Below are 25,989 nucleotides of genomic sequence, written 5' to 3'. Positions count from 1 at the left end.
AATTACTATTTACTATTTTTAAAAATAACATTAAAACCAAACTGAAAAGAAAGACTATTGGCTTTAGTTACATCTGTGTATTCTAAAAGATTATCTGCAAGAACATAAAAATTCACAGGACCAAGGTTGCTTGATAAACCCAAACCAATATTCTTATACGAATAGGAATCTAGCGTGTAAGTAGCTTTCATCTGTAATGCATTGAAGATTTTTCTTCTATAATAAGTTGTAAAAGCAATAAATGGCGTTCTTGGAGTAGTCATAGCAAACAACTGTGCGCCAACTGCACTTTTATAAATCTTTTCGGAAGTATAATTGAAACAATCGCAATCCTCTGATCTGTCCTCATCAAATGAAAATTGAATTGAAGTATTAAATTTAGCTGGTCTCCAAGTGGTATAGTTTGAATAGAAAGTTTCTGCAGGAATTGCACCTTTAAGCTCTTCATACGCATTTTCAATTGATTCGCCAGAGTTAAATTTTGGCACTACCCCTTTGTATTCATACACTCCTCTTAAGGACAGACTTTCCACTTCTTTAGTATGTCTTATAAAACCAACATCTATGATACTAGCAGTAAGTTGTACGTTTTTCTCTGGATAATAGGTAAACCCAGCATCAAAACCCAAACCTAAATTACCACCTAACAAAGCTCTTTTAGTTATATCCTTTACAACATCAACCTCATAACCTTTATCATCATATTTAGCGATTCCAGAAGTGTTAATTTGTAATTGAGAATAAATTCTTTGTTCATACACACCTGTATTTGAAGAAATCGTATAAATATATCCTGAATTATTAGTAGAAGTTGCGTTGTATATACTAGAATAAATCTTTCCCCGTAATCCTAAAATAAATTTCTCATTGATGTTTTTATGAAACCCAAGATGAAAAACAGATAACATTTCAGCTTTTGCACTCAAATCGCCTAAATTAAAAACTTTACCTACGTACTCGTAATTACCTTTCAAAGCTAAAATGGCTAAATCTTTTGGAACATAACTTAACGCATCAAATTCTTGATACACCCCGAACGAAACATAAGTATCATTTTGTTCTCCCGCTATCCTAAAACCACCATTCAAAAATTCTACTTGTTCGTTGATTGCGAGCTTATCGTTAGCTGAAGCAGAGAAAACTACATTCCGCAATTTCAGATTAAAATCGACACCATTACTAGAAAATAAATCATAAGCAGAAAAACCACTAGAACCTACATTTGCCGAAATTCCAGATAACAAAGGAACACCAATATACCAATCGTATTTAAAGTCGGAACCAGGATTAGTCAGTAAGGACTGAGGAACAGAGGTGAGATTATATAGGATTTGCTTATTTTGTGAAAAGCTATTTATAACAAACAAGAGAAGAACTACCCATACTATTTTTATCATTCTACTACAATATAAGCCGTTACACCAGAACGGAATTTCAAACCACCAGGACTACTTGGACTCAATGACGTTCCTGCAAGCATCCTTAACTTAAAAACAATTTTTGTAGTTTGTTTTAATATATCAAGGTTAGCATCCTGAAACACTTCGGTTTTAGCCACTTTATTCTCTATACCTGTATAGGGCTGCATATTGAGATTAGTATTGTGAATTACATTACCGTTTATGTCAAAAAATAATAAATCTACTATATACGCTCTATTTATTGTATTCTCAAGTTCAAACAGAATATCTACTCTTTTAATTCGGCGTCTAAAAAACGAATCATTAAAAATATCTGATGTAGTTTCCTTACTAAGTACTGTTTCCCCTGAGCCACTGCTAGCAAAATCTTTAGCTTCAATATTAAAATAGGCCAAATTAGCAACAACCACAGGTTCTAGTTTCAAATCATTAACCTGATCAAGGTCTAAATCACTAGCACATGAAAACGAAAAAAGTAGCAAAAATACTGTCGCTAAAAACCTATGTAATTTTCGTAATTTCATAACTATTCAAAAAAGTGATTTTGGATATTTTAAAGAACACCTTAAAATTAACTATATTATTTTCTAAAAACGGAAGATCAGTAAAAATATACGCATTCATTTTTAATGATATTCTCCAAATAACATAGAAGCCTCGTTATAAGCACTTTCAAAACTCATTGGACTCATATTAGTCAATTCTTTTTGCGCTGTAAAATACGACAATAATTTCTCAGTAGGCATATTACCCGTTAGTTTATCAGTAGCCATCGGACAACCGCCAAAACCCTGAATAGCACCATCAAAACGACGACAACCCACTTTATAGGCCGAATCAATTTTCTCAAACCATTTATCCGGTGTTGTGTGTAAGTGGGCTCCAAATTCTAATTGAGGATATGCTGGAATCAGATTTGAAAATAAATAAGAGATTACATCAGGAGTAGAACTTCCCACTGTATCTGAAAGGGATAGGATTTTCACTCCCATATCTGCTAATGTACGAGTCCACTCTCCTACTATTTCCACATTCCATGGATCACCATAGGGATTACCAAAACCCATTGACAGATATGTAACTACTTCCTTGTTGCCTTTATCAGCAATTTCCAGAATTTCTTGTAGTGTGATTAATGATTCGGCTATGGTTTTGTGGGTATTTCGCATCTGAAAATTCTCAGAAATCGAAAATGGAAAACCTAAATATTGAATTTCAGGATGAACAGAAGCTAATGTAGCACCTTGAGTATTGGCAATAATCGCTAGTAATTTACTTCGAGTTTTAGACAAATCGAGTTGTGCTAAAACTTCGGCTGTGTCTTGCATTTGCGGAATTGCTTTAGGCGAAACAAAACTACCAAAATCAATACTATCAAACCCCACACGCAACAAAGATTGTATATAAGTCACCTTTTTTCCTGTTGGAATAAACGGCTTAATACCTTGCATAGCATCACGTGGACATTCTATAATTTTAATTGGCTCCATAGGTAGCCAAAGATACTAAACAAATTGTTTTTACGAAATCGTTTTTTATATTATCATAAAACAAATTATTACTCATTTAGGTAATAAAATTAAATATTACACTTTTAAGTAATAATTGATAATATTACGCTTTTTGATAATAATTGTAATTTTACAAAACAATTTCATTACATTTGACTTATGAATGCGATACTTACGGCTGATATAATCAATTCTAGAAAGCTTTCTTCCAAAAAATGGATGGCTGATTTAAAAGCTTTTTTAAACACATTTGGAAAATCTCCAAATGATTGGGAAATTTACCGTGGAGATGAATTTCAATTAGAAATTAGAAATCCTGAAGATGCCTTATTAGTCGCTTATCAACTTAAAGCATTTTTCAAATGTATCAATTTAGATATAAGAATAAGCATAGGTTTTGGCGAGAGAACATACAAAGCAAGAAAAATTACAGAAAGTAATGGAAGTGCTTTTATCCGTTCAGGTGAAACATTTGACACGTTAAAAAAAAAGAAACTGAATTTAGCAATCAATTCTGGTGATGCATTTTTTGACGAAGAATTAAATTTAATGCTAAAATTAAGCTTATCTTTTATGGATAATTGGCTACAGCAATCCGCTGAATTTGTTTTAGTTGCGACACAAAACCCTACACTTTCACAAGAAGAAATCGGAACGCTATTAGGTATAAACCAAGCAGCAGTTAGCCGAAGACAGAAGCGCGCTAACTACGAATTGATAAAAGAATTAGATTTGTATTTTAGAAAAAAAATCAAAATACTTGAATTATGATTGTATTTGTAAAACTACTTTTAGCACACTTAATTGGCGATTTTATATTGCAGCCTACTTCATGGGTTACCGATAAAGAAAATAAAAAGCACAAAAGTATTTACTTATATCTGCACATCTTTTTACACTTTATTTTGGCTTGGATTTTAGTTGGAGAATTAGCTTTCGGCTGGTTTGCATTAGCTTTAGCCATTTTGCATGGTTTTATAGACTTTTTAAAACTGCATTATCAAAACGCAAAAACAAAACGCAACTGGTTTTCTATAGATCAACTTTTGCATTTAGCTGTACTCATCTGTATTAGTTTAATGTACACTAAAACAGAGATACACTTCACAAATATTAGCAGTCAGCTCTGGATTACACTAACAGCTCTAATTCTGCTTACAAAACCTACATCGCTAATTATTAAAAATACAATTTCGATTTGGACACCAGAAAATAAGAGCAACGACAAATCACTTCAAAATGCGGGAAATTACATCGGGATTCTAGAACGTCTTTTTATTTTTTGTTTTATACTGACAGGACATTTTGAAGCTATAGGTTTTCTACTAGCTGCTAAATCAATCTTTAGATTTGGAGACCTGAAAGAAGCCAAAGACCGAAAACTAACAGAATACGTATTAATTGGCACACTATTAAGTTTCGGAATTGCTTTATTGACTGGGCTTTTAGTTGAATTCGGAATTCGTATTAGCTCATAATAAAAATCAAGTAAGAATACACAAATTATTAATTGAAAGTCTGTATAACTCTATTTCAATTGAAATTACTTATTAATTTTATCAAGCAATGCTTTATTAATTTCTTTTATCAACTTTGGACCTTCGTAAATAAAGCCGGTGTACAATTGCACTAAACTCGCTCCAGCCTCTAGTTTTTCTAAAGCATCTTGAGCAGAATGAATCCCTCCCACTCCTATAATAGGAAATGATTTATTGCTTTTTTCAGAAAGAAAACGAATTACTTCTGTAGAACGACTTGTTAGTGGTTTTCCAGACAATCCACCCATTTCTGACTTATTTTCAGATTGAAGTCCTTCACGAGAAAGTGTCGTGTTAGTTGCAATTACACCTGCAATTTTGGTTTCATTTACAATTTCAATAATATCCAAAAGCTGTGAATCAGTAAGATCTGGAGCAATTTTTAGAAGTATTGGTTTTTGTTTTAGCTTAGCCAAATTCTTATTTTGGAGCGTATTTAATAGTTGTTTTAACGGTTCTTTTTCTTGTAATTCACGTAAATTAGGCGTGTTTGGAGAACTTACATTGACTACGAAATAATCTACGTAATCAAAAAGTGCTTCAAAACAAATTTCATAATCAGACGTGGCAGCTTCATTTGGCGTCACCTTATTTTTACCAATATTTCCTCCAATTAATACGCCTTTATTTTTCTTTAATCGCTCTACTGCTTCCTTCACCCCTCCATTATTAAAGCCCATTCTGTTGATGATCGCTGAATCTTCTTTTAATCGGAACAAACGTTTTTTAGGGTTTCCTTCTTGTCCAACTGGAGTCAGTGTCCCAATTTCGATAAAACCAAAACCGAAATTCGATAATTCTTTATACAACTTAGCATCTTTATCAAAACCAGCTGCCAATCCCACTGGATTTTTAAATTTTAATCCAAAAACTTCAGTCTCTAATCGAGAATCTTCTACTTCATAAAGTGATTTCGAAATGGCAGAAAAACCAGGGATTTTTGATAAAAAACGGATCAATGAAAAGGTAAAATAATGAACCTCTTCAGGGTCAAATCTAAAAAGCAATGGACGAATAAATGTTTTATACATGAGTGTGTTGTTGTGTTGTGCAAAAATAGAAAATTGTTGATGCTTAACTACAAAATATCGAATAATTACATCTAATTCATTTTGCTTTTGTATTATTGAAGTAAAATATACAAAATGAAAAAAAACAATTTTACTAGCACTAATTTTATTTACTTTTTCCTGTTCCTCAGATAATGAAATAATAGGGACGATACATCAACCTTCATTTAATGTAGATTATTTACTAAAAGGATGGCGGTATGATAAGTTAAAAATAAATAGCGTCTCTTACAATTTCGAGCATAATCCAAAGTGTTATAATGATTTTTTTGGATTTGTAAATCGTCCAACACAACCCTATTATTTCAATGAAACTGTGTTTACAAATGATCATTGCACTAATAACAGCACTAATTTAGAATGGAAAATTAAGGAGGATGAAATATTTCTATACGTTGGAACTCAACTTGCATTAACCTATAGAGTGCTGTTTTTAGATGAAAATAATTTAATCTTTTCCTTGAAAACTGACATTGATAAAGATGGTGAAATAGACGATATAGAGATACTTGCATCGCCTTACGACCCCTACGGTACGTTTGGAAAGAATTAATAATTTAGAGACTTACCTTCTTATCCTTTTCAATTTTATATCTTTGTTACAATTAAAAACATATAAAATTCATGCAACATATCATAGATCGTTTCATCAGTTACGTAATTATAGACACAGAATCTGATCCAAATTCACAAACCACACCTAGCACAAAAAAACAGTGGGATTTAGCAAACAAGTTAGTTGAGGAATTAAAAACTATTGGAATGCAAGATGTCACGATAGATGATAAATCATACATCATGGCAACATTACCAAGCAATGTGGATCATGAGGTACCAACTATTGGTTTTATCTCTCATTTTGACACTTCACCTGATTTTTGCGGAGCAAATGTAAAACCACAAATTGTAACCAATTATGATGGAAAAGATATCATTTTAAATGCAGAAAAAAATATCGTTTTATCACCTAGTTATTTCAAAGATTTATTGCTTTACAAAGGGCAGACTTTGATCACAACTGACGGGACAACATTATTAGGCGCTGATGATAAAGCGGGAATTACAGAAATTGTTACGGCAATGGAATTTCTTATCAATAATCCAGAAATTAAGCACGGAACAATCAGAGTAGGTTTTACGCCAGATGAAGAAATTGGCCGTGGTGCGCATCATTTTGATGTAGAGAAATTTGGAGCTTCTTGGGCTTATACCATGGACGGAAGCCAAGTAGGAGAATTAGAATATGAAAATTTTAATGCTGCTAGTGCAAAAATTACTTTTAAAGGTAAAAGTGTACATCCTGGCTATGCTAAAGGTAAGATGATTAACTCTATGTTGATTGCAAACGCCTTCATCAGTAAATTACCACCAGAAGAAACACCAGAAGAAACGAAAGGTTATGACGGTTTTTTCCACGTTCATCATTTAAAAGGGAATATTGAAGAAACTGTTTTAGAACTAATTATTCGCGATCATAGCAAGAAAAAATTCGAAAAAAGAAAAGAATTTATCGAAAAAATTACGCGTAAAATCAACAAGAAATTTGCGAAGCAATTTGGTGAAGACATAGCGGTAGCAGAAATAAACGATCAATATTACAACATGAAAGAAAAGGTTTTACCTGTAAAACATATTGTAGATATTGCGGAAAAAGCAATGAAAGAAATTGGAATAAAACCACTAATTAAGCCAATTAGAGGTGGAACAGATGGTTCTCAATTATCGTACAAAGGATTGCCTTGTCCTAATATTTTTGCAGGAGGACATAATTTTCATGGCAAATACGAATATGTTCCAGCAGAAAGCATGCAGAAAGCAGTAGAAGTAATTGTAAAAATTGCTGAATTAACCGCAGCTGTAAAAACTGCTAAATAAAGTTAGAACTCTTTTATTCTAATCTTTAATTCATAAAAAAACCGATTCAGTTAATTAACTGAATCGGTTTTTTTATGACAAGTTATTTACTTTTATTTCTTTTTATATTTAGCTCTTTCAAGTGTGAAAGAAAACTCAGAGCCTACACCAAATGTACTATCGACATAAATTTTTTCCTCGTGTGCTTCAATAATATGCTTTACAATAGCGAGTCCTAAACCAGAACCACCTTCTGTCCTTGCGCCACTTTTATCCACGCGATAAAAACGTTCAAACAGTCTAGATATATTCTTTTTTACAATACCGTCACCGTTGTCTGTCACACGAACGATTACTTTGTTATCAGTCAAATCCTCGATACTTACTTCAGTTGAACCATTGACTTTCCCGTACTTAATTGAGTTTACCACAAGATTCATAACCACTTGCTGAATCTTCTCTTGATCACCTACAACCATTATGGGACTGCTGTATTTCATATCAAACATGAGTAAGATATCTTTTTTGGAAGCCTTCATTTCCAGCAAATCAAAGACATTCTCAATAAGCTTAACAATATCAAATGTTGTTATCTCTAAATTTAGCTCTCCTATTTCCAGTTTAGAAATCATATCTAAATCTTGTACAATATATATGAGCCTTTCTACCCCTTTTTCGGCGCGTTCTAAGTATTTTTTCCGAATTGTTTTGTCGCTCATCGCTCCATCAAGTAAGGTAGATAAATAACCTTGAACCATAAAAAGAGGTGTTTTGAGCTCATGAGAAACATTACCAAGAAATTCTCTTCTGTATGCCTCTCTTACTTTTAGTGTTTCAATTTCCAATTTTTTATCGGTGGCAAACTTTTTAACTTCTCTAGTTAGTGTTGCCATATCCGTAGTTATGGGCTGATTCACAAAAGTGCTAGATTCTAGCAGTGCAACATCATCATAGATTTTTTTTACTTTTTTATAGATAAACCGCTCCACCCGATACTGAATAACAATAAAGGAAAAAGTAGCAATAGAAAGTCCAAAAGTAAAACAAAACTGATACGAGAAAGTAAAAAATAAGTGCGTTAAAAACCCAACTAATCCTGTAGAAAAAAGAGTAATGTACAGTGCTGACTTTATAGCAAATCGATATGTTTTTTTAAAATTGATATTCATCTATACTTCAAACTTATAGCCCACCCCTTTTATTGTTTTGAATAATTCTTCACCAATTTTTTCGCGTAATTTTCTGATGTGCACATCGATTGTTCTGCCGCCTACAACTACTTCATTACCCCAAACCCTATCTAGAATTTCATCTCTTTTAAAAACTTTACCTGGCTTTGAAGCTAACAAATAGAACAACTCAAATTCCTTTCTAGGTAGTACGATCTCGATATTATCTTTGACAATTTTATACTCCTCTCTATTAATTTCGATGCCACCGACATTAAGTGTATCAATATTATGTTCCTTATCATTTAAACGACGAAGCAACGCTTTTACTTTACTTACTAATACTTTTGGCTTAATCGGTTTTGTAATATAATCATCAGCACCAGCATCAAAACCGGCAACTTGGGAGTAATCTTCACTTCTGGCAGTCAAGAACGTAATAAGGACATTGCTAAGTTCTGGGATTTTACGAATATTTTCACAAGCCTCCATTCCGTCCATTTCTGGCATCATAACATCCATTATAATAAGGTCTGGAATTTCTTTTTTAGCTATAGCTACAGCTTCTTTCCCGTTGCTCGCCGTAAAGATCTGGTATCCTTCCTCAGAGAGGTTGTACCCTACAATTTCTAAGATATCCGGTTCGTCGTCTACTAATAGAATCTTCCTGTGTTTTTTCTTCATAAAGCGCCAAAAATTGTTTTTGAATTGTAAATGTAACAATAAATGGGGTATTGAAAAGCTGTTAACCGTAATTTAATATTAGGTTCATTTTTGGACCTAAAACAAAACATAACCATAACAAGCCAGTAACTTACATTTTACATTTCAGGCGTTACTTTGCAAAAAAATTAAACCAAATGAAATTCAAGTTACTATTTTTAACGTTATTTATAACTGCTGTTTCTTTCGCACAGAATAAAGGAACGATAGCCGGAATCTTAACAGACAAAGATGCTAATAATCAGTCATTACCTTTTGCTAACGTTCTTATCAAAGGAACAAATATAGGAACCAATACTGATATTGATGGTAAATATACCATAACAATACTACCTGGAAGTTACACTTTACAATTTAGTTTCGTAGGTTATGAATCTGTAGAGATTCCTGTGACAGTAGCTGCTGATAAAACAGTAACTATTAACAAAGCACTAGGTTCTGGCAGCTATACTCTGAAAGATGTTGTTGTAAAAAACACGGCAAGTAGAGAAAAGGAAACAGCACTTTTACTAGATCAAAAGCAAGCTGTCGTAATTAAACAAAGTATTGGCGCTCAAGAAATGGCCCGAAAAGGAGTTAGTGATGTTGAGGAAGGTTTGACAAAAATTACCGGAATTACTAAAGTTGACGGTAGAGGCTTGTTCATTAGAGGCTTAGAAGACCGATACAATAACTTATTGATAAACGATTTACAATCCCCGTCAAACAGCCCTTTCAAGAAAATTATTCCGTTAGATTTATTTCCTACTGATGTTGTGGGAGTATTAAATATCTACAAAACATTCAATCCTAATATTTCTGGAGATTTTGCAGGAGCAACTGTTAACATTGAAACACCTCAACCAAAAAACATCACTAAACTGAATATTGGTTTTGGATATACAACTAACAATAATCTGCAAGAATTCTTACTTTCTGATGATGCAAATTCTACTAAGGGAACTTTAGGAATAATTGGCAACGACAGAGCACTTCCTAGTATTTTTGGATCAGTTCCAAGCGGACAAAAACTTTCTCCTGCTGAGTATGAAAATGGATTTGGTAAAAAATCTTGGGATGTTAACAATACAAAAAGCCCTTTAAATTCTAGCATTGGATTTTTACATGCTCAAAAATTCAATCTTGAAAAAGAAAGAAACATTAGCTACATCATGTCTTTCAATTTTGACAATAAATATTCTTACAGAGAAGGTGTAGATAGAACTTTTAATCTTGGACAAGGGAACTACGACAATAATTTATACAATACGCAATACAGCTACCAAACTACTTTTTCTGGTTTAGCAGGTTTAAAATACAAGACAAACCGTTTTAATTTAAACTTTAATACGTTCTTGATTAAAGCGACTGAAAGCAAAATTCAAGATCAGTTAGGATACACAAACAGTTTAGCAAATCAGACAAATAATCTTATCAGATTAAACCAATACGAAGAATCTAACTATTGGAACACACAATTGTACGGAGATTATAAATTAACAGAAGACGGAAAACACAGTTTAAAAGCTGGAGGTTCTTATGTAAAAACTTCTTTTCAACAACCGGATAGAAAATTTATCACTGGTGTAAAAGTAAGTGATAGCCAAATAAACATGTCTTATGGTGGTAATAATTTGAACCGTCAATTCCTTGATGTAAAAGGAAACTTCTATTACTCTTCACTTTTAGAATATAATTTAAAATTTGGAGACAAGGAAGAGTCTAACAAATTATCAATTGGATACAACAGTTCGTTGAATGACATGGAATCTTCTTACCGTTTCTTTTCTGGAAGAAGAAATTTAGAGAAAAACTACACTGCCGATTTAAGCACAATTAGCCAAAACATCAACGAAGACATCAATAACGGAATTGTTTACGTTCAAGAAGAGTCTAACGGAGATTATAAAGTAAAACTAAATCAGTTTGTTAATGCCGGATACTTCAATTTGTTTATGAATCTTGGAGAAAAATGGGATTTGAATGCTGGGATTAGAGGCGAAAGTTCAACTCGTACTATAAAATACAGAGAACAAGGGGATCCTTTTGGAAGTGCTTACCGCAAAAAGACAGATGACAAGCTTGACATTTTACCGTCTATAAACGCGAAACGAATTTTGAATGAAAATAGTAATTTGAGAGTGTCATTGGCAAAAACAATAACTCGTCCAGTTGCCATGGAGTTGTTACCAATAAATTACATCAATGCCGATGGAACTTCAGAAAGTGGAAACCCGGATTTAAAAGACAGTGAAAACTATAATGTAGATTTCAAATATGAATTGTTTCCTAACAACAAAGAAATGTTTGCTGTAGGTGTATTTGGAAAAATGATTAATGATCCAATTGAAAGAGTTTTCAAACCAACTGCAAATAGTGGTGGTCAAATCACAACTTTCAAAAACTCAGAGCAAGCGGTTATTTATGGTGCCGAAATAGAAATGCTTTTCCAATTGAGCAGAATAAACGAATCTCTTTCTAATTTCTCTTTAGGTTTCAATACATCATTAATGAGTACTGATGTTAAAATTGACCTTAAAAAACAAGGGAATGAACTAGAAAACAGTACAAACCGTAAACTGCAAGGTGCTTCAAGCTGGTTAATCAATTCTGATTTAAAGTATGATTTCATCCTTAATAAAGATTGGAAAAACTCAATGACATTGGTTTACAACGTTTATGGAGATCGTATTTTTGCTGTAGGTTCATCAGGAATTGATCACATCTACGAAAAATCATTTAGTAAATTAGATTTTGTTTGGACGAACTCAATTTCAAAAAGTATCGAACTTAAATTTGGTGTGGATAACATCTTAAATCCAAGTTATAAGAAAGAGCTGGGAAGCAAAAGCACTTTAAATATTACCGAAGACTCTTTAATTTTAAGAGAATTCAAAAAAGGTGTGGGCTTCTCCTTTAACATAGGATATACGTTTTAAAAACAACAATAAAAAAGAGCCGTCATGGCTCTTTTTTATTGTTTACATAAGTAACATAAACTTTACATCAAATTCATTGTTATATAATACTTTAATAACAATTACATAACTAAATTTCAGAAGCTCAGAAGTACTTTTGACATAAATAATTAACAAAAAAACTTATAATTTTAAAATCATTAAAAATGAAAAAATTAGTATTCAGTCTTGCATTATTAAGCTTGGTTTTTACAAGTTGTACTTCAAGTGATGGCGATGTAGTAACAACTCCACCGACTGCAACGGGTGAAATCACAGGAGATATCACAGCAGCAAAAACTTATAAAAAAGGGGTATATATTCTAAAAGGTACTGTTAGAGTAAAAAGTGATGCTACTTTAACTTTTGAAGCTGGTTCAGTTATCACTGCTGATGTAGCTGACGGTGCAGATGCTTTATTAGTAGAAAAAGGCGGAAAATTAAATATTTCTGGAACTGCAGCAGAACCTGTTGTATTTACTGAAAAATCTAAAACTGCAGGTTCTTGGGGTGGTATAATAATGTTTGGTGATGCTCCTATCGTTTCTGGAAAAACAGCTGACGGAACTCCTATTACAACCGCAACTTCTGAAGACGGAACAAACATTGTTTACGGTGGTACAAATGCTGCTCATAATGGTGGTTCTTTGAAATATGTAAGAGTAGAATATGCAGGTAAAAAAATCCTTGACGGAAACTCTGAGATGAATGGTTTCTCATTTTATTCAGTAGGTTCAGGAACTGTATTAGAAAATCTTGTTTCTTACAAAGGAGCTGATGATGGTTTTGAATTTTACGGTGGAACTGTAAGTGCTAAAAACCTTATTTCTTACGGAAACACAGATGATTCTTTTGACTGGCAAGATGGATGGCAAGGTCAAGCAAATACTAACTGGTATGCTTATCAAACCGGAGCTGGAAATTTTGGAATGGAAATCGAGTCAAAAAGTGTGAACAATGCATTCTTCCCAAAAGTATCTAACATTACTTTAAGAAGAGCTGCTGGTACTGCAACTGAAGCTGGAAATCCACTTGAAATTGATGCAATTCAATTCAAAAAAGAAGGAAATGGAGAATATAGTAATGTAGTAATTTCAGGATACACAAATAGTGTAACTTCAGGAACTACAACAACAAATGCTGTTGCTGTAAGAATACAAGATGCTGCTACAAACACTAATCAAGTTCTTACCGGTAAAATAAAAATGCTAAATGTAAAAATTACAGACAGTAATACTTCTCAATGGGGTGCTGGTGCACTTTTTACAGTTTCATTTTTACCTGCAAACTTCACAACAAGTACATCAGCCTCTGGAGCAGTATTGACTCCTGGAGCATGGGCAATTGTTGATGGCGTTAATTTATTAGAGAATTTATAAAAAACACACCGATTAATTTATATCAAACATCCTGAGAAATCAGGATGTTTTTTTTGGTACAATATTTGAATATTATTTTGTATATTTACTATTTAAACTAATCTGATGGCAAAAAACTACTTTTATATTATTACTTTATTGGTTTTTTTATTTTCTATGAGCGTTAGTTCTCAAGAAATTAAGCAACAACCAAAAACGCAAGAAACCGCAACAATAGAGGGTTTAAACTTGTACCCAAATCCTGTGAGTAATGGAAAAGTTTACATTTCTACAAAAAATGACTTTGACAAAGAAATAATTATCTTTGATGTTTTAGGTAAGAAAGTACTACAAACGATATTGAGCTCAAGAGAACTAAATGTGTCTAGTTTGAGTCCAGGTGTTTACATTATAAAAATTAATGAAAAAGAAGCATCGGCTACTCGGAAATTAATTATACGATAATACTCCAAAAAATATTAATAAAGCTCTAATTAATTTTAGAGTTTTTTTTATGGATAAATTACGATCAGAATATCCGTTTCTAAAAACCCAAGACATTTTTTGATTACTTTTGCAAAAAAAATATTTTGATTTCAACCTCCGATATATTTGCTATTTCAAGTCAAAAACAATTTGAAAAGATTGCCTTAAAAGTGTTTCGTTATCAGTACGAAAACAACATAGTGTATCGTGAATTTTGTGAACTTTTGAACACAGATTCTCATAAAGTGAAATCACTAGAGCAAATTCCATTTTTGCCAATACAATTTTTCAAAAGTCACAACGTAGTTTCGAATACTAACGCTATTGAAGAAACTTTTACTAGCAGCGGAACAACTGGAACAATAACTAGTAAACATCTGGTAACTGATGCTTCAATTTACGAAGAAAGTTACCGTAAAGGTTTCTCACAGTTTTATGGAAACATAGAGAATTATGTAGTTTTAGCTTTGTTACCCTCTTATTTAGAAAGAGAAGGTTCTTCTCTAATTTATATGGTTGAAGATTTGATCCGACTTTCCAATCATTCCGAAAGTGGTTTTTACCTACACAATCATGACGAATTGATTAAAAAACTAATTGAATTAGATCAGGCAGGACAAAATGTAATTCTTATTGGAGTTACTTATGCCTTATTAGATCTAATCGAGAAACAGCAATTTCAGTTGCAGAACACTATCATCATGGAAACTGGCGGTATGAAAGGCAAACGCAAAGAAATGATCCGAGAAGAATTGCATCAGCAACTTTGCGAAGGCTTTGGCGTATCGGTTATTCATTCGGAATACGGAATGACCGAATTGCTTTCGCAAGCTTATTCTCTTCGCGAAGGGGTTTTTGAATGCCCTTCTTGGATACAAATACTCATACGCGATACCGAAGATGCTTTGACTTATATTCCTCAAGGAAAAACAGGAGGAATCAACGTGATTGACTTAGCTAATATTAACTCTTGTTCCTTTATAGCGACTCAGGATTTGGGCAAAAAAAATCCCAACAACTCTTTCGAGGTATTGGGACGTTTTGATAATTCGGATATTCGAGGTTGTAATTTGATGGTAATGTAAATTAAACCATTCTAACCACAAAATAATTCTTCTTACCACTTTGCAACAATACAAATTGGTTGTTGATTAGATCTTTATTCGAAAGTATAAAGTCTTCTGCAACTTTCTCTCTATTTACTGAGATAGAATTAGCTGTCAAAGCGCGTCTTGCTTCACCATTTGATTTAAAAAATCCTGTTTTTTCGTTTAAAACATCAATTATATTAATTCCAGTTTCTATTTCAGTTCTTACAATTTCAGCTTGTGGAACACCGTCAAAAACATCTAAGAAAGTAGCTTCGTCCAATTGTTTCAAATCATCTGAAGTTGAATTTCCGAATAAAATATTTGAGGCTTTTATAGCATTTTCCAAATCTTCTGCTGAGTGTACCATTACTGTAATTTCTTCAGCCAAACGTTTTTGTAACAAACGTAAATGTGGTGTTTCTCTATGCTTCTCCGTTAAAACTTCTATTTCCTCTTTCGATAAAAAGGTAAAAATCTTAATGTATTTCTCAGCATCAACATCTGAAGTATTCAACCAGTATTGGTAAAATTTATAAGGTGAAGTACGTGCTGCGTCCAACCAGATATTTCCTCCTTCAGATTTACCGAATTTAGTTCCATCTGCTTTTGTAATCAACGGGCAAGTCAAAGCATACGCCTTTCCACTAGCGATTCTGCGCACCAATTCAGTTCCTGTAGTGATATTTCCCCACTGGTCACTTCCACCCATTTGTAACGTACATTTTTTATCTCTGTACAAATGCAAAAAATCATATCCTTGAACTAATTGATACGTAAACTCTGTAAACGACATTCCTTCAGCAGCTTCAGAAGTCAAACGCTTCTTCACTGAATCTTTGGCCATCATATAATTTACAGTGATATGTTTACCCACATCGCGAATAAAATCCAGAAAAGAAAAATTCTTCATCCAGTCGTAATTATTTACTAATTCAGCTGCATTTGCTGCATCCGAAGTAAAATCAAGAAAACGACTCAATTGCGCTCTAATTGCTTCCTGGTTATGACGTAGAGTTGGCTCGTCTAATAAATTTCTTTCGTTAGATTTCCCTGACGGATCACCTATCATTCCTGTTGCACCACCTACTAAAGCTAATGGTTTGTGTCCAGACAATTGAAAATGCTTCAATAACATTACTCCAACTAAATGCCCTATATGCAATGAATCGGCAGTTGGGTCAATACCCACATACGCCACACGCATTTGTTCCATCAAATGTTCTTCTGTGCCTGGCATAACATCGTGGAGCATTCCTCTCCAAGTCACTTCTTCAATAAAATTTTTCATCTTTTTTAATCAATTTACTTTCGTCAATTCAGCCATTAAGGCCTCGTGTTCGCAAAGATAATAATATCAGCGGCAAAATTCAATTTCAGTGACAATTTCAAAAATAAATATCATTAATCACATGGAAAGAACTAATAGATTCTAATTAAAATAAAGTTGAGCTTAAACTTTTAATTTTTAAAATTGCCATTGATTATTGTCCTTGATATTGCCATTGCATATGATTTTATTACATTTACAAAATGATTTTAGTAACAGGAGGAACAGGCTTAGTAGGCGCACATTTATTACTTCATTTGATTGAATCTCGAAATATCGGGAGCGAGAAAATTCGTGCCATATACCGAACTCCTGAAAGCATCAATAAAACGAGGTCGTTGTTTCAGCTTTACAAAAAAAACAATTTATTTGATGCTATCGAATGGATTCAAGCCGACATCATTGATATTCCGTCTTTGGAACTTGCTTTTATCGGAATTACTCAAGTATATCATTGTGCTGCAATTATTTCATTTGATCCAAAAGATGAAGAAAAAATTCGGAAAGTTAATATTGAAGGAACTGCTAATATTGTCAATTTCTGCCTTAGTAATTCCATTCAAAAACTATGTTATCTCAGCTCAATAGCGGCACTTGGCGATTTAGCAGCACACGAAACCATTATCACCGAAGAAACGGAATGGAACCCAGAAAAACCGCATAGCGATTATGCTATTTCTAAATACGGTGCCGAAATGGAGATTTGGCGTGGTCAACAAGAAGGATTAAAAATACTAATTATAAATCCAGGTGTAATTATTGGCCCAGGTTTCCAAGAACAAGGAAGTGGATTACTGTTTAAAAAAGTAGTTGAAGGACTGACATTTTACACGCTTGGAACTACTGGATTTGTAGCAGTTAGCGATGTAGTGCGAATTTGTAACGCATTAATGAATAGCGATATCAAAAACGAACGATTTGCTCTAGTTGCTAACAACATAACTTTTAGAGACATCTTAAATAGTATCGCAGATGCTTTGCAAGTGCAAAAACCCACAAAACATGCGAAGCCTTATTTAATGGAACTAGTCTGGAGGATAGATTGGATTTTATCTATTGTATTTGGACAAAAAAGAGAATTTACCAAAGCCACGGCAAAAGCATCTTATTCAAAAAGTCTATATTCCAATCAAAAAATAAAAGACACGTTACATATTGAATTTACAGATATAAAGGAATATATCAAAGTAATTTCAAAGTTGAAAGCTTAATTATATTTTATTCTAAAGGCTCTTTTTTAAGAATCGATTCCTTTACCAAATTTTTTCTCACCAATGGTTTTCTAGCTTTAGAGACGGTGTCGATAGCTATTTCTGCTTTCGGAAGTTTTTTGCTTTTAATGCTTTTTATTTTCTTATTTTGTTCCAATACAACCAAGGAATCTGCAACCACTTTCTGTTTATCTACCCGTTTTACAACTTCATCAAACATTAGCTTGTAGCTCTCATAATCAGCAGAGTAATACACGTTACTTTTAACAAACTGTAGGCTATCTACTTTATATTTTTTAAAAATAAAATCTCTTGAATTAATTTTAAAACTATCAATCGACGTTGGATTTTGATTTCGAATCGCATCTAAAATTGAAATATCATAGATAATATCTACCATAACCTTCTTGTCAATAAGATTTTCTGGTTTTTTTATTAGCTCCTCTTTACAACTTACAAAAAGAGCTAATACCGCTAAGAATACGATTATTTTTCTCATCTAACTTATCTTTTATCGTTCAAATAACAAGCGTTTACCTGCACGAATATCTTTGACTTTAAACGCAGTATAAACTAACTGTCCATTTACAAAAGTATGAGTAATTCTGGATTTAAAAGTAAACCCTTCAAATGGAGACCATCCACATTTAGCTAAAATATTTTCTTTTTTCACACTCCAAGGTAATCCAGAATTTACAATTACTAAATCTGCATAACACCCTACTTTAATAAAACCACGCTTTTCAATTTTGAAAATCTTGGCAGGATTGTGACACATTTTCTCCACAATTTTCTCTACACTTATTTGTCCTCTATGAAAAGACTCAAACATAGCCACAACAGCATGTTGCACTAATGGACCGCCAGAAGGAGCTTTTAAATAAGACTGTTTTTTCTCTTCTAAAGTATGCGGAGCATGATCCGTGGCTATCACATCAATTCGACCGTCTAGTAATGCTTCCCAAAGCACTTTTCTGTCATTTTCACTTTTTACAGCAGGATTCCACTTAATCAAGTTCCCTTTTGTCGCATAGTCGTCATTAGTAAACCACAAATGATGAATACATACCTCAGCAGTAATTTTTTTGTCTTCTAATGGGATTTTATTGGTAAACAAATCCATTTCCTTAGCAGTCGAAAGGTGGAAAATATGCAAACGTGCACCTGTTTTCTTTGCCAATGCAACAGCTTTAGATGATGAGATATAACACGCTTCTTCACTGCGAATCAAGTGATGAGCTGTAACTGGAATATCCTCACCAAACTCTTCTTTATACCTTTCTAAATTATTTTTTATTGTAGTTTCATCCTCACAGTGTACCGCAATAAGCATTGGAGTACTTGAAAATATTTTTTCAAGAGTAGCTTCATTATCCACTAACATATTTCCAGTTGAAGAACCTAAAAATATTTTAATACCAGCAACATTCTTAGGATTCGTTTTTAAAACCTCATCTAAATTATCATTAGTAGCTCCCATCATAAACGAATAATTCGCGTATGATTTTTCAGCAGCTAACTGGTATTTTTCCTCTAATATTTCTTGAGTAACGGCATTAGGTACCGTGTTAGGTTGCTCAATAAACGAAGTAATTCCTCCCGCAACTGCAGCCCTAGACTCTGATTCTATATCTCCTTTATACGTTAATCCTGGCTCTCTAAAATGTACTTGATCATCAATTGCACCAGGAATTAAATAATTTCCCTCAGCATCGATAATCTTACAATCAGGTGATTTAGCACTGATCGTCTCTGAAATTTCAACAATTAAGTCATCCTCAATTAATACATCGCCTTCAAAAATCACCCCTTCATTTACTATTTTGGCATTCTTAATTAAAACCCTGTTCATCGTTTTTATTTCTTATAATGTGTTAACTAATTTCTTTAATCTAAGCGCAATAACTCCAAAAACAGCTTCAACAATAATTGAATTACTCATTTTAGATTGCCCTTTTGTTCTATCAGTAAAAATAATTGGAACCTCAACAATTTGAAATTTTTTACAATACGTTCTGTATTTCATTTCGATTTGAAAGGCGTAACCAACAAATTTTATCTTATCTAAATTTATTTCTTGCAAAACTTTTCTTTTGTAACATACAAAACCGGCTGTTGCGTCATGAATTTTCATTCCAGTTACCAGTCGGACATATACTGAAGCAAAATACGACATCAACACTCGACTTAATGGCCAGTTTACAACATTTACTCCGGTAACATATCGAGATCCAATTGATAAATCTGCATCACCAAAATGACATGCGTTGTATAGTTTTTCTAAATCACTTGGATTGTGAGAAAAATCTGCATCCATTTCGAAAATAAATTCATACTTTCTTTCTAATGCCCATCTAAAACCATGAACATAAGCAGTTCCTAAACCTGATTTTTTTTCTCTTTTTTCCAAAAACAACCTTCCCTTAAACTCCGATTGAAGTAAAATAACCTTATCAGCAGTATGATCTGGTGAATTATCGTCAATAATTAGAATATGAAAAAGTTTATGTTGCGAAAGCACCGATCGAATAATGCTTTCAATGTTTTCAATTTCGTTATAGGTAGGGATTATAACAATACAATCATTCATATATGGTCTAATTTCACCGCAAAAGTAAACTTTTTATGCCATTTGTACCTTAATAAAATTATAATAAAAAGAATGATAGAAAAATTAGTAATTTTGCAGCGTTATGATCGAAACTATACTTCATCCTAGAATATTAGACAGCAAAGACTGGGCAACAGTACTTTTTGTTTTATCATTTGCTATAATAGCAGTTACAAAATCTGTTTTTGAAAATCGATTTGCTGATTTCGCGAACCTAATTTATTCAAACAAATATATTAAAGTTTATAAAGACAGTACCAATTTAAAAAGCACCTTCACCTTATCTCTGTTTCTAGTTCAAGTTATTTCTCTTGCCTTTTTCATACAAATAACCCTTAGTTATTTTGGCCATGCCTCAAAAACAGATTGGCTATTATATATCCAGATAGTCACGCTTTTAGTTTTCTTTATTTTATCCAAATACTTGATCGAAAAAATAATCGCAACATCGTTTAATATTGAAGAATTTATGGAGCAATTCAATCTCCAAAAAGTTACTTACAGAACCTATATTGGGCTATTTATACTGCCGTTTAACATAATTCTCTTCTATTACGATTCAATTTCAAAAAATATTCCACTTCTTATTATTGCTATAATATTGATAATAAACATGTTAACTTATTTGATTTCAATAAAAAATTATCAAAACCTAATATTCAGTAAGTTGTTTTACTTTATTTTATATCTTTGCGCTCTTGAAATAGCACCCTATTATTTTATGTATTATTGGTTTACAAAAGGAAATGCTTAGAAAAAGTGAAAATATGAAAGTGAAAACAATTTTGGTGTCACAACCTGAACCTAAGGTCGAAAATTCACCTTACTTTGAACTTCAACAAAAGCATAAAGTAAAAATTGATTTCAGACCTTTTATTCATGTAGAAGGAGTTAATGCAAAAGAGATTAGACTTCAAAAAGTCGATCTTAATAATTACTCTGCAATTATTTTAACAAGTAAAAATGCTGTTGATCACTTTTTTAGAGTAGCGGATGAAATGCGCTTTAAAGTACCTGAAGGATTAAAGTATTTCTGTCAATCAGAAGCTATAGCTTTTTATTTGCAAAAATATGTAGTGTATAGAAAACGTAAAATCTATGTTGGACCAAAAGATTTTGCTGATTTATCTCCATTGATAAAAAAATACAAGGACGAAAAATTCTTACTACCTGCTTCAGATCAATTAAATGCTGACGCAACAGTAACACTTAATGCATTAAAAGTAGATTGGACACCAGCTGTTTTTTACAAGACAGTAATGAGTGACTTATCTGATCTTGCTGATGTTTATTATGATGTTTTAGCTTTCTTTAGTCCAACAGGAATCAAGTCGCTATTTATGAACTTTCCAGACTTCGAACAAAACAATACACGAATTGCAGTTTTTGGAAGTACTACTCAAAAAGAAGCATTGGATCATGGTTTAAGAGTTGATATTCTTGCTCCTACGCCTTCAACACCTTCTATGACAATGGCATTAGAAAAATACATTGTTGAAGCAAATAAAACTAAATAAAAAAATATTTTTTTTTAAAATAAATCAAAGCCACTCCTAATACGAATGGCTTTTTTTTTGTTTTAAAATTGTAGATTTCTTTCTAAAAAAAATCTCTTACTTTTTAGCATAAAAAAAATCCAAACCCCAGCAAAGTGGAGTTTGGATTTTATGCAATTGTGAATAGTAAAGGACTAGTCTCTTCTACTTCCTCCCATATAAATTGACACGTAGTACAATAACGTTGCAATAGACCCTAAAGCAGCCACAACGTAAGTCCTAGCAGCCCATTTTAGCGAGTCTTTTGCGCCAGCTTGCTCTTGTGTTGTAAGCATTCTTTTGTTTTCTAACCAAGCTAATGCACGATTACTCGCGTCATATTCGACCGGTAAAGTTACAATTGAAAATAAAGTAGTTGCTGCAAAAATTATAATTCCCACTAATAATAATTGTGGAAAAGTTTTCATCATCAAAATTCCGCCAAGTAGAATCCACTGCATGTACGTCGAAGCTACGTTAACTACTGGCACTAATTTAGAACGCATAGTTAACCATTGATAACCCACAGCATGTTGCACAGCGTGTCCACATTCGTGCGCTGCAACTGCAGCAGCAGCAGCATTTCGCTGATTATAAACCGCTTCACTCAAATTAACTGTTTTATCAGCAGGATTGTAGTGATCCGTCAAACGACCTGGAGTTGATATTACTCTCACGTCACGAATTCCATTATCAGCAAGCATTTTTTCAGCAATTTCAGCACCTGACATCCCGTTTTGCAGTTGCAATTTAGAATAATGTTCGAATTTACTTTTTAGCCTCGAACTTACTAACCAGCTGAAAAGCATAATTGCTCCAGCAAGAATCAAATATCCCATTCCCATATTTCTGTTTTTTTTTATTTTTATTTTTATAGTTGCAAATAAACCATCAAATTGTGAACCAAATTTAAAAAATGCCATATTGACATTCGTTAAATTGATACTAAAAAAACATTTCGATCAATCTAATGAATCAATTCTTGTTTAATTAGTAAAAAAAAACAACCACAGATTATACCAATTTATAAAAATTAGCACAATCTGTGGTCAAAAACTTATACTTTTAACAGCTTTAGCAAATTTATAGTCGTACTAACCCACCAAGTTTATAATTTTTCCTGGAACGATAATTACTTTATTTGGTGTTCTACCTTCTAATTGTTTTTGCGTTCTTTCATCTTTCATTACGATTTCCTCAATTTGTTCTTTGGTTAAATCCAAAGGCAATTTGATTGTGAAACGCATTTTTCCATTGAAAGAAACAGGATATTCTTTTTCACTTTCTATTAAATGTGCTGGTTCGAAAACCGGAAAAGGAACTGTTGCAATTGAACCTTCGTGGCCTAATAACGACCATAACTCTTCAGCAATATGCGGTGCATAAGGCGAAATCACAACTGCTAAAGGCTCTAAAATGGCACGAGAATGACAATTTTGAGTTGACAATTCGTTAACACAAATCATAAACTGCGATACCGAGGTATTGAATGAGAAATTCTCAATATCTTCAGCTACTTTTTTGATGGTTTTGTGTAATGATTTTAAATTGTCTTTTGTTGGTACATCATCAGTAACAACCATACCATTATCATCAAAATACAAACGGCATAATTTTTTAAGAAAACCAAAAACTCCCGAAATTCCTGCGGTATTCCATGGCTTTGCTTGTTCCAATGGTCCTAAGAACATTTCATACAAACGCAGCGTATCAGCTCCATATTCATTACAAATATCATCCGGAGTTACTACATTGTATTTCGATTTTGACATTTTCTCCACTTCTCGACCTACTATGTATTTTCCATTTTCTTCTGTGATGAATTCTGCGTCAGAATAATCTGAACGCCAGTTTTTAAAAGCAAGTGTATCCAGTTCATCAGAAGAATTTACAAAAGAAACGTCAACATGTAATGAATCAAATGAAATAATTGATTCAAAGCTTTGTATGTTTTTATAATCGTTTCTAAAATCAGTTTCTAAAATTTTAAGTAAAGAGTCTAATCTGTCAGAAATCCCAGAAATAATTTGACCATGTGTTAATAAATCTCTATATTTTCTAGAAATAAAAATTGGATAGATATTAGTAAAATCTTCCGTATTCCCTCCATTTTGAATTAAAAATTGAATTTTTAATCGATAAACAAAAGCACTATTTCCCAAAATCATTCCTTGATTGATCAGCTTTTTGAATGGTTCCTCTGTTGGTGCAAAGCATTTATCCTTTAAGAATTTATTCCAAAAACGAGAATACAATAAATGTCCTGTTGCATGCTCATTTCCTCCAATATATAAATCGACACTTTCCCAATACGACAAGGCTTCTTTGCTAGCAAACTCATTTTCGTTGTGTGCATCCATATAACGCATCCAGTAAAACGAACTTCCAGCCCAACCTGGCATGGTATTCAATTCTAATGGGAAAATGGTTTTGTTATCGACCAAATTCGTATCAACCACTTTATTATTTACATTGTCCCAAGCCCAAACAGTTGCGTTTCCTAATGGCGGCAAACCATCTTCGGTCGGAAGATATTTCTCTACTTCTGGCAAAACAATTGGCAAATATTTCGCATCAATCATTTGAGGCAAACCATTCACATAATAAACTGGAAATGGTTCTCCCCAATAACGCTGACGAGAAAAAACGGCATCACGCAAACGGTAATTGGTTTTTCCTTTTCCTTGGTTTAATTTTTCTAATCCTTCAATTACTTTTTGAGTTCCTTCTTTATATCCTAATCCGTCTAAAAAATGAGAATCTATTAATTGAAATCCGTCCTTAGAACCGAAAGCGCCCTCAGTAATATCTTTATCAAAAATATTCTTGATGTCTTGCATTCCGTTTTGACCTTTGAAGAAATTGGCAAAAGCATAATCACGCTCATCACCGCAAGGAACCGCCATCACAGCACCTGTTCCGTAACCTGCGAGAACATAATCTCCAATCCAAACTGGAATTGCTTCTTTAGTAAATGGATGTTCAGCATAAGCTCCTGTAAAAACTCCCGAGATTGTTTTTACATCAGCCATACGTTCTCTTTCAGATCGTTTTGATGTTTTTTCGATGTAGGATTCTACAGCTCCTTTTTGATCTGGAGTGGTTATTTTTGCAACCAATTCATGCTCTGGTGCCAATGTCATAAACGTTACTCCAAATATGGTATCAGGACGAGTTGTAAAAACAGAAATAACTTCATTGTGATTTTTCACATTAAACGAAACCATCGCTCCAACACTCTTCCCAATCCAGTTTCTTTGGCTTTCTTTGATGCTTTCGCTCCAATCAATGTCATTCAAACCTTGCAAGAGACGTTCTGCATAAGCTGAAATTCGCATACTCCATTGCGTCATTTTTTTTCGAACTACGGTAAAACCACCACGCTCTGAAACACCATTTACAATTTCGTCATTCGCTAAAACGGTTCCTAATCCCGGACACCAGTTTACTTCAGTTTCGGCCAAATATGTCAATCTATATTGCAGCAAAATCTTCTCTTGTTGTTCTTTTGCGAAAGCAGTCCATTCACTTGCAGCAAATTCTTGAATGTTGTCATCGCAAACTGCATTGACATTCGCATTTCCTTCTGCTGAAAAAATAGCTATCAAAGTCGAAATATCTTCGGCTCTATCGCTGTTTTTATTGTACCAAGAATTGAATAATTGGATAAAAATCCACTGCGTGTGTTTGTAATAATCTGGATTTGAAGTACGCACTTCTCTGCTCCAATCGAAGGAGAATCCAATTTTGTCCAATTGCTTTCTGTATCCGGCAATTTCATTTCCTTCTTTATCCACGCCTCCGTCAATATTTACCGAAGTCGTATCTTCCGGACGCTGACCCGTTTGTATTGCATATTGTTCCGCAGGCAATCCGAAACTGTCGTAACCCATTGGATGCAAAACATTAAAACCTTGGTGTCTTTTATAACGAGAATACACGTCAGAAGCGATGTATCCAAGTGGATGTCCTACGTGCAATCCTGCTCCCGATGGATAAGGAAACATATCTAGTACATAGTACTTTGGTTTTTCTGAATTATTTTCGGCTTTAAAGGTTTCATTTTCTAACCAATATTTTTGCCACTTGGCTTCAATTTCGTTCGGGTTGTACTTCATAATAATAGGATTCAGAGTAACAGAATTACT

Annotated in this window: 22 protein-coding genes; 10 read left to right on the top strand and 12 right to left on the bottom strand. The window is 33.2% G+C overall.

Features of this window, described 5'->3' with window-relative positions:
• Positions 1-5: 5 nt before the first annotated feature.
• The 3 genes from LNP27_RS05520 to LNP27_RS05510 form a co-directional block, all read right to left on the bottom strand.
• Positions 6-1,397 carry a DUF5723 family protein gene (locus LNP27_RS05520; RefSeq protein WP_229943594.1) on the bottom strand — a complete coding sequence of 464 codons (1,392 nt, stop codon included), beginning with the start codon at positions 1,395-1,397 and terminating at the stop codon, positions 6-8.
• Positions 1,394-1,945 carry a hypothetical protein gene (locus tag LNP27_RS05515; protein ID WP_229943593.1) on the bottom strand — a complete coding sequence of 184 codons (552 nt, stop codon included), beginning with the start codon at positions 1,943-1,945 and terminating at the stop codon, positions 1,394-1,396. Before LNP27_RS05515 ends, LNP27_RS05520 begins: the two co-directional genes overlap by 4 nt.
• A 102-nt stretch (positions 1,946-2,047) precedes the next feature.
• Positions 2,048-2,911: a beta/alpha barrel domain-containing protein gene (locus tag LNP27_RS05510; RefSeq protein WP_229943591.1), complete on the bottom strand. Its 864-nt coding sequence runs from the start codon at positions 2,909-2,911 to the stop codon at positions 2,048-2,050.
• Between the two features lie 180 nt (positions 2,912-3,091).
• Between LNP27_RS05510 and LNP27_RS05505 the strand changes: the two genes are divergently transcribed.
• Together LNP27_RS05505 and LNP27_RS05500 are read left to right on the top strand one after the other, a co-directional pair.
• Entirely contained in the window at positions 3,092-3,703 is a 612-nt protein-coding gene (locus tag LNP27_RS05505; RefSeq protein WP_229943589.1) for an RNA polymerase sigma factor sigma-70 region 4 domain-containing protein, read from the top strand.
• On the top strand, positions 3,700-4,410 hold the full coding sequence (locus LNP27_RS05500) for a DUF3307 domain-containing protein (RefSeq protein WP_229943587.1): 711 nt from the start codon (positions 3,700-3,702) through the stop codon (positions 4,408-4,410). The genes LNP27_RS05505 and LNP27_RS05500 overlap by 4 nt, the downstream gene beginning before the upstream one ends.
• 65 nt (positions 4,411-4,475) lie before the next feature.
• Here the strand turns inward: LNP27_RS05500 and LNP27_RS05495 are convergent, their stop codons facing one another.
• Positions 4,476-5,501 carry a quinone-dependent dihydroorotate dehydrogenase gene (locus tag LNP27_RS05495; RefSeq protein ID WP_229943584.1) on the bottom strand — a complete coding sequence of 342 codons (1,026 nt, stop codon included), beginning with the start codon at positions 5,499-5,501 and terminating at the stop codon, positions 4,476-4,478.
• Between the two features lie 663 nt (positions 5,502-6,164).
• Between LNP27_RS05495 and pepT the strand changes: the two genes are divergently transcribed.
• Entirely contained in the window at positions 6,165-7,415 is a 1,251-nt protein-coding gene (gene pepT, locus LNP27_RS05490) for a peptidase T (protein WP_229943582.1), read from the top strand.
• Between the two features lie 92 nt (positions 7,416-7,507).
• Here the strand turns inward: pepT and LNP27_RS05485 are convergent, their stop codons facing one another.
• Positions 7,508-8,563 (bottom strand): sensor histidine kinase, encoded by a 1,056-nt coding sequence (locus LNP27_RS05485; RefSeq protein ID WP_229943580.1) that lies wholly within the window; start codon positions 8,561-8,563, stop codon positions 7,508-7,510.
• Positions 8,564-9,247 carry a response regulator transcription factor gene (locus LNP27_RS05480; protein WP_229943578.1) on the bottom strand — a complete coding sequence of 228 codons (684 nt, stop codon included), beginning with the start codon at positions 9,245-9,247 and terminating at the stop codon, positions 8,564-8,566. It abuts the gene before it with no gap.
• A gap of 176 nt (positions 9,248-9,423) precedes the next feature.
• Here LNP27_RS05480 and LNP27_RS05475 point away from each other — a divergent pair, with 176 nt between their 5' ends.
• The 4 genes from LNP27_RS05475 to LNP27_RS05460 all read left to right on the top strand — a co-directional run bounded on the left by LNP27_RS05475 (position 9,424) and on the right by LNP27_RS05460 (position 15,151).
• Complete coding sequence (locus LNP27_RS05475; RefSeq protein WP_229943577.1) at positions 9,424-12,204, top strand: TonB-dependent receptor; 2,781 nt, start codon at positions 9,424-9,426, stop codon at positions 12,202-12,204.
• Positions 12,205-12,389: 185 nt separating this feature from the next.
• On the top strand, positions 12,390-13,601 hold the full coding sequence (locus LNP27_RS05470) for a hypothetical protein (protein ID WP_229943575.1): 1,212 nt from the start codon (positions 12,390-12,392) through the stop codon (positions 13,599-13,601).
• A 105-nt stretch (positions 13,602-13,706) separates the two neighbouring features.
• The gene (locus LNP27_RS05465) at positions 13,707-14,045 is read left to right on the top strand and encodes a T9SS type A sorting domain-containing protein (RefSeq protein ID WP_229943574.1); all 339 of its coding nucleotides are present in this window, start codon (positions 13,707-13,709) and stop codon (positions 14,043-14,045) included.
• A 125-nt stretch (positions 14,046-14,170) separates the two neighbouring features.
• Positions 14,171-15,151, top strand: a complete 981-nt coding sequence (locus LNP27_RS05460) for a LuxE/PaaK family acyltransferase (RefSeq protein WP_229943573.1) — start codon at positions 14,171-14,173, stop codon at positions 15,149-15,151.
• Position 15,152: 1 nt separating this feature from the next.
• Here the strand turns inward: LNP27_RS05460 and tyrS are convergent, their stop codons facing one another.
• Positions 15,153-16,445: a tyrosine--tRNA ligase gene (gene tyrS / locus LNP27_RS05455; protein WP_229943572.1), complete on the bottom strand. Its 1,293-nt coding sequence runs from the start codon at positions 16,443-16,445 to the stop codon at positions 15,153-15,155.
• 242 nt (positions 16,446-16,687) lie between these two features.
• Here tyrS and LNP27_RS05450 point away from each other — a divergent pair, with 242 nt between their 5' ends.
• A complete protein-coding gene (locus LNP27_RS05450) occupies positions 16,688-17,695 on the top strand; it encodes an NAD-dependent epimerase/dehydratase family protein (protein ID WP_229943571.1) in 1,008 nt (335 codons plus the stop codon).
• Positions 17,696-17,702: 7 nt separating this feature from the next.
• On the opposite strand, the gene LNP27_RS05445 is transcribed toward LNP27_RS05450, so the two are convergent.
• The 3 genes from LNP27_RS05445 to LNP27_RS05435 are packed head-to-tail and all read right to left on the bottom strand — an operon-like array spanning position 17,703 to position 20,285.
• Positions 17,703-18,194 (bottom strand): DUF4296 domain-containing protein, encoded by a 492-nt coding sequence (locus LNP27_RS05445; protein ID WP_229943570.1) that lies wholly within the window; start codon positions 18,192-18,194, stop codon positions 17,703-17,705.
• 12 nt (positions 18,195-18,206) lie between these two features.
• Positions 18,207-19,547 (bottom strand): dihydroorotase, encoded by a 1,341-nt coding sequence (locus tag LNP27_RS05440; protein ID WP_229943569.1) that lies wholly within the window; start codon positions 19,545-19,547, stop codon positions 18,207-18,209.
• 12 nt (positions 19,548-19,559) lie between these two features.
• Positions 19,560-20,285, bottom strand: a complete 726-nt coding sequence (locus LNP27_RS05435; RefSeq protein ID WP_229943568.1) for a polyprenol monophosphomannose synthase — start codon at positions 20,283-20,285, stop codon at positions 19,560-19,562.
• A gap of 103 nt (positions 20,286-20,388) precedes the next feature.
• Here LNP27_RS05435 and LNP27_RS05430 point away from each other — a divergent pair, with 103 nt between their 5' ends.
• Together LNP27_RS05430 and LNP27_RS05425 are read left to right on the top strand one after the other, a co-directional pair.
• On the top strand, positions 20,389-21,060 hold the full coding sequence (locus LNP27_RS05430; RefSeq protein ID WP_229943566.1) for a DUF4271 domain-containing protein: 672 nt from the start codon (positions 20,389-20,391) through the stop codon (positions 21,058-21,060).
• A 13-nt stretch (positions 21,061-21,073) separates the two neighbouring features.
• Positions 21,074-21,823 carry a uroporphyrinogen-III synthase gene (locus tag LNP27_RS05425; protein WP_229943565.1) on the top strand — a complete coding sequence of 250 codons (750 nt, stop codon included), beginning with the start codon at positions 21,074-21,076 and terminating at the stop codon, positions 21,821-21,823.
• A gap of 173 nt (positions 21,824-21,996) precedes the next feature.
• Here LNP27_RS05425 and LNP27_RS05420 read toward each other — a convergent pair whose 3' ends face one another.
• Positions 21,997-22,686, bottom strand: a complete 690-nt coding sequence (locus tag LNP27_RS05420; RefSeq protein ID WP_229944037.1) for a zinc metallopeptidase — start codon at positions 22,684-22,686, stop codon at positions 21,997-21,999.
• A gap of 249 nt (positions 22,687-22,935) precedes the next feature.
• A complete protein-coding gene (locus tag LNP27_RS05415; protein WP_229944036.1) occupies positions 22,936-25,959 on the bottom strand; it encodes a leucine--tRNA ligase in 3,024 nt (1,007 codons plus the stop codon).
• Between the last annotated feature and the right edge of the window lie 30 nt (positions 25,960-25,989).

Source organism: Flavobacterium galactosidilyticum (genome assembly GCF_020911945.1).
GTDB classification, from domain to species: Bacteria; Bacteroidota; Bacteroidia; order Flavobacteriales; family Flavobacteriaceae; genus Flavobacterium; species Flavobacterium galactosidilyticum.
Note: the sequence above shows the minus strand (reverse complement) of the source record. Positions and strands in the feature narration are given on the sequence as shown.